Genomic DNA, 16,717 nt, shown 5'->3' on the forward strand with positions numbered 1-16,717 from the left:
TAGAGTCGAACTCATGCACTGGCTAATTTCATAAATTCCTTTTTTTGTCAACTCCTAATACTGAACCGACGCCCTAGCAGCCCGCAACATTATTTCCGGCAACAGTAACGGTGTGGGACTGTCGGGTCCCACCACTACGGGCAATACTCTGACAGGCAACTTTATAGGCACCAACGTCTCAGGTAACGCCGCTTTGCCCAACACTGGTGTCGGCGTCGTCATCCAGGGAGGTGCAAACAACAACATTGTTGGCGGGACAACCCCAGCCGCCCGCAACATTATTTCCGGCAACAGCAACGGTAACGGCCTATCACTTTCTGGCCCCAGCACCACGGGCAACTCCTTGTTCGGTAACTTCATCGGCGTCGGCTTCGACGGTACCTCCCCCGTGCCCAATATTACTGGGGTGTTGATTGACGGAGCAATCAATAATGCGATCGGCGGTACGGCAGCAGGTCAAGGAAATACCATCGCCAACAACCTCGGTTCGGCAGTAAATATCATCGCCGGTACCGGCAACAGCATCCAAAACAACTCCATCTTCGCCAACCTTGGCTTAGGCATCGACCTCGGTAACAACGGCATCACCGCCAACGATGCGGGCGACGCCGACACCGGTGCAAACAACCTCCAAAACACTCCTGTACTAACTACCGCTACCGCCAGTGCTGGCAGCGTCACGGTCGCGGGTACTTTCAACAGCACTCCAAGTACCACATTCACCCTCCAATTTTTCGCCAACACTCCCCCTGGCACCCAAGGCCAAACCTTCATCGCTTCTATCCCGGTAACTACTGACGCCGCCGGTAACGCTGCCTTCAATCAAACTTTCCCAGCAGCAGTCACCGCAGGTCAATTAATCACCGCGACAGCAACAGACACCACTGGCAACACTTCGGAATTTTCCGCACAGCCTGTTCCCGTTGTCGTACCGCTGAGTACCATCACCGGCATCAAATTTAACGACATTGACGGCAATGGCACGCAAGCAGCCGGAGAACTTGGCGTCGCCGGAGTTACAGTTTTCCTCGACACAAACGGTGACGGCATCCTCGGTGCCGGAGAAACTTCCGCAACGACTGGGGCCAATGGCAGCTTTACTTTCCCCAACTTGCCCGCAGGCACTTACAATGTCCGAGAAGTTGTACCGCCTGGAAGTCAAACAACTACGGCTAACCCGGTTTCAGTGATTCTGACAGCCGGTCAAACTACTCCTGCTACCGTTAATTTTGGCAACCAAGCAATACCAGTACCGCTGAGTACCATCACCGGCATCAAATTTAACGACATTGACGGCAATGGCACTCAAGCAGCCGGAGAACTCGGTGTCGCCGGAGTTACAGTTTTCCTCGACACAAACGGTGACGGCATCCTCGGTGCCGGAGAAACTTCCGCAACGACTGGGGCCAATGGCAGCTTTACTTTCCCCAACTTGCCCGCAGGCACTTACAATGTCCGGGAAGTTGTACCGCCTGGAAGTCAAACAACTACGCTTAACCCGGTTGCAGTGACGCTGGCAGCAGGTCAAACTACTCCTGCTACGGTCAATTTCGGCAACCAAGCAATACCCGCTGTACTGGGCAGCATCACCGGGATTAAATTTAACGACACTGACGGTAACGGTACTCAAGCAGCCGGAGAACTCGGTGTCGCCGGAGTTACAGTTTTCCTTGACACAAACGGTGACGGCATCCTCGGTGCGGGCGAAACTTCCGTTACTACCGGGGCCAATGGCAGCTTTACTTTCCCCAACTTGCCCGCAGGCACTTACAATGTCCGGGAAGTCGTGCCGCCATTCAGCCAGCCAACTACTCCCAATCCGGTTGCAGTGACTCTGGTGGCAGGTCAAACTACTTCTGCTACAGTTAATTTCGGCAATAGCCTCCAGGCCGGCACCATAACTGGCACTAAATTCAACGACACCAACGGTAACGGCACTCAAGATACCGGAGAAATTGGCATCCCTGGCGTCACGATTTTCCTTGACACTAACAACAACGGCACTCCAGACACCGGAGAAACCCAAGTTACTACCGGTACCGAGGGCAGCTACAGCTTCCCCAACCTGCAAACAGGCACCTACAACGTCCGAGAAGTGATACCGACAGGTTTTACGGCAACCACCCCTAACCCCCGAACGGTTCCGTTAGATCCAGGTCAAACTTCCACTGCCAATTTCGGCAACCAACCAGTCCCGCCAACACCAACGCCGACTCCGACTCCAACACCCCCTCCAACTCCGACTCCCACTCCGCCTCCAACTCCGACTCCCACTCCCGTGCAACAAGGCAGCATCAGCGGTCTTAAATTTAACGACGGCAACGGCAACGGTACTCAGGATGCAGAGGAAACTGGTCTTTCGGGATGGCAAATTTTCCTAGATGCTAACGGGAACAACTCTTTAGATTCGGGCGAAACTACTGTTACCACTGACAATTCTGGTAATTACAGTTTCAACAATCTCAATCCCGGCACCTACAATGTGCGGGAAGTCCAGCAGACTGGCTGGACGCAAACTACTGCTAATCCGGCGGCAGTTAATCTGGGTAGTGGCGAAAGTCGTAGTGGAATTAATTTTGGCAATTTCCAAAATATTAGCATCTCCGGTAGCAAGTTTAATGACCTCAATAACAATGGGGTTTTGGATGCTCAAGAACCGCTGTTGCCGAACTGGCAAATCTTCCTTGATGCTAACAGCAATGACTCTTTAGATGCTGGAGAAGTTAACACTTCAACTGATAGTTTGGGCGGCTACAGTTTCGCTAATTTAGTACCGGGAAATTATCGAGTTCGGGAAGTTAATCAACCTGGTTGGACGCAAACTACTGCCAATCCTGCTGATATTATTGCTGTCAGTGGCACTAATGTTAGCAATATTAACTTTGGCAATTCCTTCGTCCAAGTCCCACCAACACCAACACCAACACCACTACCACCGCAAGAAGGACAAGATGCTGACTGCATTTGTTCGCAAATTGTTTTACCCAGCATTAGCAGTATTCGGGGTCCAAATTCTGTCACGAACACCCGCAACGGTACTAACGGCAACGACACTATTCTCGGCACTAATAACGGTGACGAAATAAATGGTTTTGACGGCGATGATTTGTTGGCAGGGTTGCGGGGCAATGATAATATTTACGGGGGACTTAACAGTGCTTTCCCGGTTGGCCCAGATATAGACAGCGACTTGGTGTTTGGCAATGAGGGTAATGATTACCTCAACGGGGTTGCTGGAGATGATTTAATCTTTGCGGGCAAGAACGAGGATGTTGTTTACGGCGGCAAAGATGACGACATTATTTTCGGCGACCAAGAAAGCGATACTTTAATTGGCGACGAGGGTAACGATACTATCTACGGAGGAACTATTAACCCTTTCGACCCGGATTTGACTGGCAACGATTTGGTGTTCGGTTTGGCGGGCGATGACTTCCTCAGCGGGGAGAAAAATCAAGATACGATCGCAGGTGGTGATGGTAATGATACAGTGCGTGCCGGCAAGGGCGATGACTTAGTTGTCGGCGAATTGGGCAACAACCTGCTATTTGGCGATGAAGGAAGTGATACTATCTGTGGCGGCGAGGGGGAAGATACAGTGTACGGGGATATTGGTAGCCCCCTCCCCATTGGTTCTACGGGCGGACAAGACCAAATATGCGGCGGTTTGGGCAACGATTTGCTGTTTGGCAATGAAGGTCAGGATACCGTTAACGGGGAGACTGGGAACGATACTCTTTACGGCGGTAAGGATGAGGATAGTTTGCTCGGCAGTGCTGGGGACGATTTCTTGTTCGGAGATCAAGGGAATGATACTCTGATTGGAGGTACCGGGAACGATCGATTTATCTTGGGTCTTGACCTCGGCAGCGAGACTATTTTAGACTTTCAATACGGCATCGATTCGATCGGCTTAATTGGTGGTTTAAATTTCTCGCAACTGAGCATTGTTGCGGAGAATACTTCTACTCTCATCCGAGTTACTGGTTCCGGGCAACTTTTGGCAACTCTCAGCAATGTGCCTGCAAGCGTGATTACTGCCACAGATTTTGCACTCCTTTAGTGCGATCGAGCTAATTAATTAGGTGAGAATATTGTAGGGACGATGGATTAATAGACGGTTGGCAAATCAAAAAAGGGTGAAACCAAACATTTTACAGCAGATTCCACGTTATTTGTGAAGTACACCCCTGATCCATGAATCCCCGTAGGGAAAAGGCATTGCCTTTTCCCTACTACTTTATGAACCTAGAATACGCTGTATAATCATGGCAAATAAACTCTGATGAGCCAGAAGTAATATCATTTTCGGTTACACAGCGCCGTGTCCTACCTGGGGAGCATCTCACTTTTGTACCCAAGCTAGAAATTGGAGTGTTGAGGCAGGAGACGGGAGGCTCTGTGCCCCCCTAAGTCACCACAACCTGCTGTACCTCGTTTCAGACCCCAATCAGCCCAAACCCGCCTTCCTCGCGCATCACCTGCTGCTTGATGAGCAAATTACCCGCTTTCTATTGGGAGAAAAAAGACAAAATAGAAAATAGCTTGCCCCATATACCCTACGGGTGGCCATGCACTACTTTGAGAAATCGCTTTTCTCTCTAAAATTTTGCGGCAGCCCTCACCAAAGCATCACTGAGGCTTCACCACCAGAAAAGTTAGAGTATAAGCGGATTCTCAACACATACCGCCGACCTTGATAAAGCCGAACATTGATTTGTGCATTCAAGTCTGTGCCACTGTCGTCGTCACCCGCAACATATTTGAGATCACCACTCTGATCCTCGAAAAGAACCATAACTGTATCTACTTTTCCGAAGGTTCCAATTGTATAGGTTCGGGTAGCAGAGGGTTTGATCACAAAGTTCTTCTGTTCAGCAGGCGCGAGGGACAGAATCTGGGAATGGAAGGGTTTAAGTTCTGTATAACTGGAGTCATCAAGCGGGGGATAGAATAATCGTACCTGCAAAACATCCTGCTCGGAAAGCCCGCCAGCAGGGTTTAATCCGTTCTGGTACTCCACAGGTTTCTCAATGAGTCCCGCTGCAAAAGCGTAGTGCATGATTGAGTTGGGGTCCCACTTTGACCCCTCCACTTCTCCTACTGCAAGCTTTTGGAGCACATTATAAAAAGTTGTATCTCGGTCCCACTCGTTAGGAGGAGCACCGAAATATTTATAAACGGCTTCTTCGTCCCATACGATACCTGCAAACGGGTTTTGGTGCTCGTGAGGGAAACCTAAGGCGTGACCTATCTCGTGAACAGGGACATCTACCCCACGGGGATCAGCCCGAAGATCCCATCCGAAGTTCATGGTACGCTCGCCTTGTTTAGGAATATCGATTGTATCGCGGCCAACATATGACCAGGCCCCATCCCCTTCCAAAAAGCCGATTCGTATCTCTGCCTCGCTGATGTTGCGAACTTCCTCAAACTTGATACCAATCCCTACCTTCTTCCACACATCAAACCCCTGTCGCACAATCTCCTTCTGTTCATTCCCGCCTGAATAGGAACCACTCTCAAAAAAGTAATAACGTAATTTTGTACCATTAACCCACTTCTTCCCGAGTAACCGTATTAGACGAGCACGCTCCGGCGACACGCTGGGATCGAAAGTGCGTGGATGAACCTTTGGCAAAGCACAAAAATGTTGTGCTTCTTTACCTGATTCTGCGCCACCTGAGCCAACTTTGATTCCAAGCTTAGCTTCAATTTGTTCGAGGCGTTTTAGTAATTGCTCAAGTTGATAAGAGTCGATTGGTGAAACTTTAGTCATGACAAATTCCTCCAAAGTAAATACCTAGGGACTTTAAGCCCAAAGAACCAGCTATTTTGAGAATGTTTGTGTTCATCTACCTGAATCAAGTGAGAGCACAGTAGATTCAGGAAAGATAAACTGCAACCCTGTCAACAATGACCTAGATAAATGCGAGCTTTCGAGCTTGTGTCAACTGAATAAAATCCTTGTGAAAGCCAGATTTTTTGTTATAATGATGAGTCTGGACGGAGAGGTTTCCTACCCTCAATATCCCATGAGGAGATGGCGATCGCACTTTACAGAGAACTCGTGTTCCCCATTCTAGTTTCAAGCTTTACACTGTCAACGATCAATAGTCAGGAGTGTTTTTAGATCCTAGTCTGAAACCGTTGATTTTCCGTTGGGATATCGATTGTGCAATCGCCCTGAAACCCTTATTCTACAGTTGCCAATCCAACACTACCCGAATTATTGATAGGAAGAATTGACAACAGCCTGCTAAAGCTTGCTGCATAGCCTTTATAGGCTAGCAAATAAAACTGTGTTACTGGGGGTTCTCGGTTAAAATCCGGCCGCTTCGATCAACAAAACCCGCCTAACGAAGCGGGTTTTGTAGTTTTTGTAAAAATTTTCACTCTTTGGCAATGATTAAACAATCACTCTCAACTTTAGACAGCATATCTGGAAAAGCTGATGTGTAGTTGCCATCTTTGTCTACAACCCTACGGAGTATATATCCGCTCTCAGCAGGTCTGCCGAAAAACGAGTTTGTGCGATGCCAGATATCTCCATTCGGAGTGTTCGGATCTCGATCAATCAAAAAATCTACAAGCCACGGCGGCACAGACCATCCAAACACTATCGGCGTGATATGTCCGTGCTGCAAAGTTGCATCAGAGAATCGGAACAAGTAGCTGAAGCGAGAAAATTTGACTAAATAAATTAACATCCGTCCCGCCATTGATGAATGAAATGTCCAGATAACTGGGTCAAAAACGCGCAGCAATAACGTCCGTTTCTCAGCATTCCAGTCTGAACTGTACATCGTCAGACAATCGTCTGGTAAAACATTCCCGTCCATAAAAAAGATACCTTGTAGGATTTCGGGTAACTCCGCTGGATGTTCTATTTTCATCCAATTCGCGATGTCTTTTAGTTGCTTTTGTTCGATTAACATGGTATTATCCCCCAAAATAGTTGTGCTTTGGTTTCCTCTTAGATACCCCCTTGATTTCTTAGTCGATCGCTCAATAGTTTATGTGGCGTGCGGTTTCAACTCACATCTTGCATCATTCTCAATAAGGCTTTTATGTGCGGGCTTTCCTGCCCAACCCCTACTCCCCACAAGCAATTAATTCTTTGTGGAACAGGCCGGAAAGCCTGTTCTTGAGAATGATATAATATCTCAGTTTCAACCGCTGTCCGATCGAGCTTTTGGATTAATTACCGCTGCAAGTTAGGCTCAGAGCTTTGCCGCACTTTGCCTACCGTACTCACGACATCCACCAGCATCTTGAGTGCGATGTCTTTACCGGGGCAAATCCGTCCCGCACTCCGATCGCCCACGGAATGAAATCCCATATGAAAAGGGCACAGATTCTCCCGCTTAGGGTTGAATTCGTATACCGTAGAGCCCCAGAAACTCTCGTCTAGCAGCCCCAAACTGAGCGGTATCAGTACCTTGGTTCCGGCAGGGAAGGTGCGCTCTTTGCCCGCTACCGTTGCGGTGAAAGGCTCTGTCGCGACTCGGTGGGTGGCGCTGACGGGGGCCCAGAGGCGCGCGCATTCCAAGAGGAACAGTTCGATCGACTGGCGATCGTCCAAATCGAGCTGATCCCAAAAATCAGTCGGGTTAATTTCGGCCGTCTGCTGTCCTTTATAGGCGGGGAGAGGGCGGTATCCCATTGCCGTGTAGCCCAGGTGCAGGGGGCCTTGCATTCCCGCTATGCCCATAATCGATGTCATCAGCTTTGCCAATTCCCGCTTAGTCATGCCGTTATTTTCCGAGCTCTTCTCGAAGTCGGCTAAAGCTGGGGAATTTTCATAGATAGTCGCTGCACGCTCGATAAGAGCGGACAAATCCCCGTGTCCAAAGAGGTTCAGGCTTTGCAGCAGGTTGCCGATGACGGCGAAGTAGTGCAGCGGGCTTTGGCGGGTGTAATGCAATTCGGTGAGAAGTTCGATCGACTCTGAATCGTCTGGATTAATCCCAAAGATGACGTAGTGCAGATATCGGACTAAAAATCCCATCCAACCGCGCTTGACATCGGTAAAAAACGCTCCCCCCGCACCGTGTGGCATTTGGGCATAATCTACAGCTAGCCGATCGAGCAACCGTCGGGCGATTTCGTCTCGCTGGCGATCCGCTGTCGCACTGTTGAACAGATACTTCTGCATACAGCTTCGGAATGCCGCGTGGTTGCTGCTACCGTCAGGTTCGCGATCGGACAAAGACAGCAGGAAAAGGTTCCTACCGCCGACATCTTGGTTGGGCGCGCGATCGGGATCGAGTACAGAAGTACCCAGCCGCCATCCGCGTGCCTGGGGCGATGTGAGTGCTTTTTCCAGCGTGTCAAACTCTCCCATCACGACTTGCCCCGCGCAGCAAAAGTTGGCTCCAAAAGCCAGCCGTTTTATCGGCAAATACGTGGGTTCGTTGGCAATCAAACCCTCAATCAGGGCGATCGGCGGTAGCATCGTTTTGCTGAGACTTTCTTCCGGGTTTTGCAAAGCCCAAACCTGAAACTCGTTCAGTGCCGGGTTCATCAGCGATGAGAAAATAGTATCTAAATTTAGGTTCATCATAATTCCTCCGAGAATCCTTCGCCATAACGCGCTTCGCATTTAGCAGCAAGAGGGTATTGAGCGGCCATTGAGCGGGTATTGAATCCCACTTAATTGCCAAAATCAGTAAGTATAACTATAGCCATCTTTATTTGTGAACACAGTGGCAATATAGATATAGTTTTACTGAATATGTCTGCGCTCCAGTCTAGCCTTTTCCCGGAGATTGAGTGGAATTTTTAACGATTGCTGGTAAGTAGATCTACTTTCTGTATCTAAAGTATTAGCCCCAATCTCTGAGAGTCGCACATAAACCGTAGTTATGTGCGACTACTTGCTATTAGATTGAAGCAAAATCGGCGACATTAATTAGACTGAACGACACCCCATTTAGAGAGGCTAAAATTTCTCCGTTTGCTGATAAACGGATGAAAGTTGCATTGTTTTCTTGAGTAATTGACAGTTGGGAGAAAGTAAGATTGTTGCCTAGAGAAAGCAAATCTTTTCCGTCTTCAAAATTCAAGATAATATCGATACCGGAATTGGGAGATAGCAAGAAGCTATCGTTGCCATCACCTCCGATCAAAGTGTCATCTCCATCTTCACCGAATAGGAAGTCGTTGCCATCACCCCCAATAATAGTATCATTTCCCTTGCCTCCGCGCAAAGTATCATTGCCAGTGCTGCCATCTAGCAGATCGTCGCCTCGGTTGCCAAAGATAATATCGTCACCATCGCTACCTGTAATGGTATCAATTCCCTTGCCGCCGTAAAGGGTATCGTTGTCAAAACCGCCATTGATTAAGTCATTGCCTTGATTGGCATTAATCCAGTCATTGCCGTTAAAACCAAAGATCAAATCATTTCCCTTTTTGCCACTTAAAACGTCATCGCTGCTGTCGCCACCTAGAGTATCGTCGCCATCAGTACCGATTTTTTGATTGGGGGAATTGTTGACTAATTCTATGCCGCTGTCTGGGAAAGGTTCCGCAGCAGTGAAGTCACTGTCTATATTCTTGCGAATTGTGGGGTTATTGACGCTTGCCGATTGAATTTGTGCGTCTAAGGATGTGCCTGTATTTTCTGCGATCGCCTCCTGAATTGTTTTATTTCCGGCTGCGACTTGCTGCAAGTCTTTAGCGACTTCACCTTGTTCTACCTGTTGAACTTTGGCTATTTTAGTAGCTGCATCTGAAAGTGGGAGGTTGCGGGATGCGATCGCCCGTACCCGCTGATTCCCTTCAGCAATAATTTTAGCAACTTCCGGTGCAAGATCGGACGCTTTTTGTGCTTGCAGTTGAGTTGCAGCAGACTGAATGATGCTTTGTAACTGTGCGGGATTGGTTAAATCGACAGCCCCGGATTGAATTTGATTGGCAATAGTGGAAACAATGCGATCGGCAATATCGATTTTAGAGTTCGCTGAAATCCCGCTAATTAAAATTGTCGTCTGAACAACAACGTTTTGTACCTGAATGTGTGCTGCATAAACCGCCAAACCATTCGGATCGTTTTGAGTAATTGCTTTTAGCGGATCGTAGCCAGTCAAATCTATTGTTGACGGGACTCCAAATGCTGCCTTAACTTTAGTCTCTGCTTCATTAGGACTGATACCTTGTGCAACCATCTTCTGCATCAGAGTAGTTAAAGGCGTCACAACAGTAGTATCAGGTGTTGCTGTTAGCGCTGTTTGCTGGGGTAAATAAGTAGCGGTATTAATACCGTCAGTAACTACCAGTCTGCCTTCATCCGGTTCGATTTCGCCGCTGTTATTTTTGTCAAATTCTGGAAGAGAGACATCTAAATTAAAACTGCCATCGACGTTAGAAATTGTGAAGGGTTCTTTGTCATCTTGGATACCGTTAAAGTTAGAATCAAAGAAGACTTTAGCTCCCGTTAGGTAACTATTAACACCGCTACCACTCTGTCTTGAACTTTCCCCAGTGCCAAATTTAGCCAACTCAAATGTAGCAAAATTTCTTTTCCAAACTGTTTGTTTTCCTTCCCAAAATTCCCAAGGAACTATAGCTTGAAACTCCAGCCCTAAAAAAGCATTAACTTGACCTGATATATCAAAAAGTTCCCAGGGTTTACTAATGCGGGAGCCAATTTCTGAGCCTCGGATTTTACCATCGCTTTTGCCGTTATTTTCTCCAATATCTACTAAATCAATGCCTATGCTTCCTTGTATTCCAGCCGTTCCATAAAGGCTGGCCACTACTGCATTTACTCCGAGCCCGGCTTTAATACCAGCATTGATTTTAAGTTCATCAACATCCGCACCAGTACCGTCTGGGTTTGCGCGATCGCTCACGTAAAAACCATCTAAAACTTTGTAGGCTGATGACGCATCGAATTCATCGTCTTTCCATTCTTTTAATCCGTAAGTATCGTAGCCAAATGCGAGGTGTGCTGACGCATTAAAGTTGCCTTCAAGTAACCCTGATATCGGCCCAAATATAGGAAACTCTTTCTTAAAATTGAAATCTATTCCCAGTGGAGGCATATCGTAGGTGAAAAGGACAACATCAGGTTTTCCTAAAAGAAGTTGAATTGCTGTTTCTGGCTTGGTTAAAATTGGCAAGTCTATGCCCGGAACGCTCTTGAATTTATTGACAAAATCTTTTTTATTGCCGCCTGTTTTAGAATTAATTTGTTGAGAAATATCGGAGACTGAGTTTTTCAGTCTCGGTGTTTTGTTTTTGAGGCTAGAGTTGGGCTTGGCAACATTAATATTGCCTAAACTGTAGGAACCTAAATCGATGGCAATATTTTTTGAAGAGTTTGACAGGCTATTTGCCAATTGCGATATCTCGTCGATTTTGATAACTGCATTTAAGAAGTCAGTAGCAACATTACCAGTCGATAATTTAGTTGCCAGTTCCAAAATCGAAACTTTGCCATCTCCATTGTTATCGAAGGAATCAGCAACGCCAAGTTCTGACAGTAACTTAGTGTCTGTATTTAGGAAATCGATAATGGGTCTAAAAGGGTCAATAATATCAGAAACAGTGGTGAGTATTGGTTTTGCCAAGTTAGTAATAAAGGTTCCCAAGTCGAGTTTGAGGTTGTTAAATTCGACTTTCGGGTTAGGCAAGCCAGCAAAGGTATTGTTGGTGGTTGGCGAGCCTATATTTACCTGATTATTTGATGGCAACAATGATGATAAATTTGAAGTAGCGCTTGTGTTTGAATTTGAGGAACCTAGCAATTGATTTAACCGTGAAGCCGCTGACAAATTCTGATTGGATGTCAGTGATGAATTGAAATTTGATATACTCGATGAATTTGGAGACGACGGCGAATTATTTAATTGACCGTTTCTATAATTAATCAGCGGCCAATTGACTGCCAAATCCAAGTCAAAAGATGGAAAAGCAGCATTGCCATTAATGCTAGTTTTTCCGTGCAAGCCGAGATTGGCATTACTGGTTAGGCTAGATTGAAATAAGTCTTCTAACTGATAACTCCCGTCCAACTCAGACAAAGTTAAACGATTGCCATCATCAGTACCGCCCAGATTATCTAAGTCATTCAACTTGACTTCAAAGTTGGCATTGAGTTGAGTTGGGTTTTCAGGATCGTCGGTAAATTCAGCTTGTAAAAAAGCGAGATTAGCTTGAACCTTGAAATTCTCAGGAAGTGCTAACTTAAAGTTAGCGTTCAATTTGGTATTGTCCGTATCGATGTAGCAGCCAAAATCTTTGTTGTAACCGACACCAATAGATAATTCATAGTCAAATCCCGATTTTTCAGGGGTCTTGAAAAGACTAGCAACTGGCGAAATCAAACTCTGAGAAGGAACAATCGCACTAGAACGAGAGCCATTACTACTATCTATAACAGGTGCTAATGCGGCTGAATTACTGATAGTCGAATTGAGGCTTGATGCTTCTAAATCATTGGATAAATTGGCAAAGCGAGAGAGATTTGTAGTCGGTGAGAAGGCGACAACTTGATTCGATAGCTTCGGAGGGTTTTTGACTTTCAATCCGAGTGCGGGCAATCCTAAATCTTCAGCAAACTTAATATCATCTAGTTGATATTTTTTGCCAATTTTAATGACTAAGTTACTGTCATTGGGATTTGAACTGCTCTCGACTTTAACATCGAATGCCGACCCAACAACCTCCTGAATGCTATTTTGGAGCTGACTAGGCGTGAAATCTGTTGCATTTTTAATCGTATTGACCAGACTATTTTTGAAATTGCTAATAAAATTCGGAGAAATGTCGCTGAGTCGTCCTAAAATTGGCAGTTTGAAATCATTAAGTTGGTCGTTAACAATGTTTTCTAGTTTGTCTAATCCTTTTTCCAAACCGCACCAAAGGGTTTTGTTATCGCTATTAGTAACGGCGACATCTGCTGATGGCGTTGGCGTTGGCGCAGGAATTGGGGTTGGGGTTGCAGGAGTTGGGGTTGGGGTTGCAGGAGTTGGGGTTGGGGTTGGGGTTGCAGGAGTTGGGGTTGGGGTTGCAGGAATTGGCGCTGGCGCAGGAGTGGGTGTCGGTATCGCAGGAGTTGGGGTTGGGGTTGCAGGAGTTGGGGTTGGGGTTGCAGGAGTTGGGGTTGGGGTTGCAGGAGTTGGGGTTGGTGTCGGCGTATTGTCGTTATCAGTAATGGCGACGCTAACAGGTGAAATTGTGATGCTGTTATAATTAACATCGCTACTGGTAGCAGTATGGTCGATCGCACCCGTATGATTTCCTTCAACTGCATTGTCATCAACAGCAGCCACCGCCACAGTTTGAGCGACATTCCAATTATTAGCGGTAAAAGTAAGTGCGGTAATTGGTTGAATTTGACTGCCTGTAGCCAAGTTAATCGTAACAGGTGCTGTCGGTTGAGTATTTAACTGAACGCTGTAACTTCCAGTTGCACCGCCTTCCGTTGCATTCGCAGCAGTGGGGTTAATAGAAACGCCTGGGAAGTCGTTATCGGTAATGGCGACGCTAACAGCCGGAATTGTGATGCTGTTATAGTTAGTATCGGTACTGGTAGCTGTATGGTCGATCGCACCTGCATGATTTCCTTCAACTGCATTGTCGTCCACAGCAGCCACCGCCACAGTTTGAGCGACATTCCAATTATTCGCTGTAAAAGTAAGTGCGGTAATTGGTTGAATTTGACTGCCTGTAGCCAAGTTAATCGTAACAGGTGCGATCGGTTGACTATTTAACTGAACAGTGTAACTTCCATTTGCACCGCCTTCCGTTGCATTTGTGCTGGCAGGATTAATCGTAATGCCAGGAGTTTCATTATCGCTGTTGCTGGCGCTGACATCATCGGGATTGAGATTGCTGTAATTAATGTCGGTACTGACAGCCGCAGCAGTGACAATATTGTAAGTTTTACTGCCATCAGCAACGCTGTCGTCAACACCTGTCACCGTTACCGTTTGCGGTTGATTCCAGTTCGCAGGCGTGAAAGTTAAACTGTTGCTGGAAACTGTTGCTTCGGCGGGATTGGAACTGCTCAAATCAATGCTAACATTAGCACTGGGTTGACTGTTAAGTTTAACGGTAAATGTAGTGCTGTCGCCTGCTTCTGTCGTCACTAATCCGCTGGCAGGATTGACGGTGACTCCGGCAGTGTCATCATTACCGATCGTAGTTGTAGCGGTAGCAGCGGTAATAGTCGGAGTCGGGCCGGGCGCAACCGGATTTGACAGAGTAACAGTAATAGTTTCATCCGGTTCAATTATCGCATCGCCCAATACATCTAAAGTAATGGTTTTCGATGTCTCGCCCGCCGCAAAATTAACCGTACCAGTAATGCTAGTTCCCCCAGAAGTGCCGCCGATATTGTTGTAATCGCTGCTGTTTGTAGCAGTTCCTCCAATTGCATAATTTACACTGCTGGCAGCATCAATCCCGCCGCTGCGAGTCACGGTAAAAGTAACGGGAGTAGTGCCACTGTTGCCTTCGGCGAGGCTGGCAGTACCGGCAGCAATGGCGTAATCTATGGCGTCATTGGCCGGAATAGTTAGTGTTGTTTCTTTTGTTGTACCTGCAATCCCATCAGTAATCGTACCAAAGCTGAACACCGCTGTTTCGGCGTTCTCTGGGATATTGTCAGCTTTGACAGTGACAGCAACATTCTGAGTGAGGGTGTTGGTACCTGCACTGAATGTGAGAGTGGCAGGTGAAAAAGTGTAGTCTGAATCTTGGGTAGCTGTACTGCTGGGGTCGATAACAATTGGTACAACTAGATCGCTGAAGGGAGTGCCGCCGCTGATGGTGACTGGGACATTAACGATGGTATCTGTTGTTCCTTCTGTGCCGCTGTAAGTGGCTGCGCCGAAATTGACCTCAACGGTGGTATTCAGCAGGATGGAGACATCGTTAGAACCGCTATTGGCGGTGGCGAGATCGGGTTTGTTGTCGGCGTTAAAATCTTTGATGGCGATCGCTTTTGGATTTGTCCCGACTGCGTAGTTAATGGGGTTGCCAAAAGTGCCTTGACCGGTTCCAGTTAGAATAGAAACGTTGTTTGATTGATTGTTAGCCACAGCGATATCGAGTTTGCTGTCGGCGTTTAAGTCGGCAACTGCGATCGATGCCGGACTATCGCCTCCCGCTGAGTAGTTGGTGGCATTGCCAAAGACACCTTGACCAGTTCCAAGTAAAATGGAAATGTTGTTAGAAATGCTGTTGGTGATGGCGAGATCGAGAATGTTGTCACCGTTAAAGTCTCCTGCGGCAATGGATGTTGGATTAGTCCCAACTGCATAATTTACCGCGATTGAAAATCGGTCTGCACCAGCGCCTCCCGTGTTCAGTAGGATGGAAACGTTGTTAGAACCGCTGCTAGTGATGGCAAGATCGAGGCGGCCATCGCTGTTAAAGTCTCTCGCTGCAATCGCGGTTGGAGTTGTCCCTACCTGAGATATATTTTCTTCAATAGCAAAACCGTTGCCTTGAGCGTTTTGTAATCCGATGGAAACGCCACCATTAATGTCTGCTACAACTATGTCTGATAAATTGTCTGCGTTAAAATCGCCTACGCCGATCGCACTGGGCGGGTTTGTCCCGGCGCTAAAGCTAGTGGAGTTGCCAAAAGTACCTTGACCAGTACCCGGTAAGATGTAAACGGAACCACTAGGAAATTCTCCACCAGACCAGTTAGTTACGGCTAGGTCTAGGAAATTATCGGTGTTAAAATTACCTGCTACGATGGGAGTACGACTGGATTGATTTACGTTGGCGGGAGTGCCAAATCCTCCTTGGCTGTCCCCTATTAATAGGGAAACAGCGGTTCCGCTGCTGATGGCTAAGTCTGGGATATTGTCGTTATTAAAGTTTTCGGCAGTCAGGGATTGGGGATTTGTGCTGGTTGGAAAGTTGCTAGCGGAACTGAAAGTAGACATGATTAATTTATCGATTAGTTAACAACAGTAATCTTTGATGTTTCGAGTTGTGAAACTGATGCAAATCGCCCCTAAGTTGCTGGCATCAGTGTCCCGACGATCGCAAGTACAAACAGGCTGCCTCCCACAGCGATAGTTACTATATTCCATACCGAAAATCGATCGTTAGGATTGTGGTTTGGGGCTGCTAAACTGTTCAGTTCATTCACAATCTCTTGAACAGGAAGCAAAACTATTACAGATAAAAAACTAACTAGCCAGTATGGGTCTGGCAGTCGGGTACACAGCGCAAGCCCCAACCAAGCCAGAGTCAGCAAGAAGGGACTACAGTTGGCATCAATACCGCGCAATTTAGCCCTATTTCTAATTTTCGTAATCAATGAATAACAAAAAATACCGTTGAAAACAGCTCTCCAAAATGGGCTAATGTCGTCTCCTGTTGCGGCTTTGAATAGCTGCCAGTTTTTGTAAAACCAAAAAATTTGATAGAGGCCCAAGGTTACTAGGGACATCACGAATAACTTCAGCCGAGAAACAGGAAAAAACATTGGTGGTGCATCTTCATTCATATCAAAAACCTCATAGGTGGATAGACTACTACTCGATCGGGACTTATACCCAATGCGGTCGATTATCAGGTCGATGGTAGGGGCGGGTTCACCAACAATATCTGCTAATAGACAATTTCAAAAACCCGCCCCGGTCGCGATCGTACTGTCGAATACCGGGGCGGGTTTACAGAATCTCTCGTTTCTCTTAAAGATATCCGCGAACCCGCCCTACAGGAATTATGGTCGATAAAC

General features: G+C 46.9%; 6 protein-coding genes. 1 reads left to right on the forward strand and 5 read right to left on the reverse strand.

The features are described from left to right. Positions 1–112 precede the first annotated feature (112 nt). On the forward strand, positions 113–4,063 hold the full coding sequence (locus tag Q5691_RS22940) for an SdrD B-like domain-containing protein (RefSeq protein ID WP_333347259.1): 3,951 nt from the start codon (positions 113–115) through the stop codon (positions 4,061–4,063). A gap of 558 nt (positions 4,064–4,621) precedes the next feature. On the opposite strand, the gene Q5691_RS22945 is transcribed toward Q5691_RS22940, so the two are convergent. The 5 genes from Q5691_RS22945 to Q5691_RS22965 all read right to left on the reverse strand — a co-directional run bounded on the left by Q5691_RS22945 (position 4,622) and on the right by Q5691_RS22965 (position 16,483). Then, positions 4,622–5,779, reverse strand: a complete 1,158-nt coding sequence (locus Q5691_RS22945; protein WP_333347263.1) for a M12 family metallopeptidase — start codon at positions 5,777–5,779, stop codon at positions 4,622–4,624. 613 nt (positions 5,780–6,392) lie between these two features. Beyond that, entirely contained in the window at positions 6,393–6,938 is a 546-nt protein-coding gene (locus tag Q5691_RS22950) for a hypothetical protein (protein ID WP_333310224.1), read from the reverse strand. A gap of 266 nt (positions 6,939–7,204) precedes the next feature. Next, positions 7,205–8,566 (reverse strand): cytochrome 450, encoded by a 1,362-nt coding sequence (locus tag Q5691_RS22955; RefSeq protein WP_333347266.1) that lies wholly within the window; start codon positions 8,564–8,566, stop codon positions 7,205–7,207. Between the two features lie 319 nt (positions 8,567–8,885). Continuing rightward, positions 8,886–15,914 (reverse strand): FG-GAP-like repeat-containing protein, encoded by a 7,029-nt coding sequence (locus tag Q5691_RS22960; protein ID WP_333347269.1) that lies wholly within the window; start codon positions 15,912–15,914, stop codon positions 8,886–8,888. Positions 15,915–15,985: 71 nt separating this feature from the next. Continuing rightward, positions 15,986–16,483, reverse strand: a complete 498-nt coding sequence (locus tag Q5691_RS22965) for a hypothetical protein (protein WP_333164199.1) — start codon at positions 16,481–16,483, stop codon at positions 15,986–15,988. Positions 16,484–16,717: the final 234 nt, after the last annotated feature.

The organism is Microcoleus sp. w1-18aA5 (assembly GCF_036701705.1).
Classification (GTDB): Bacteria; Cyanobacteriota; Cyanobacteriia; order Cyanobacteriales; family Microcoleaceae; genus Microcoleus.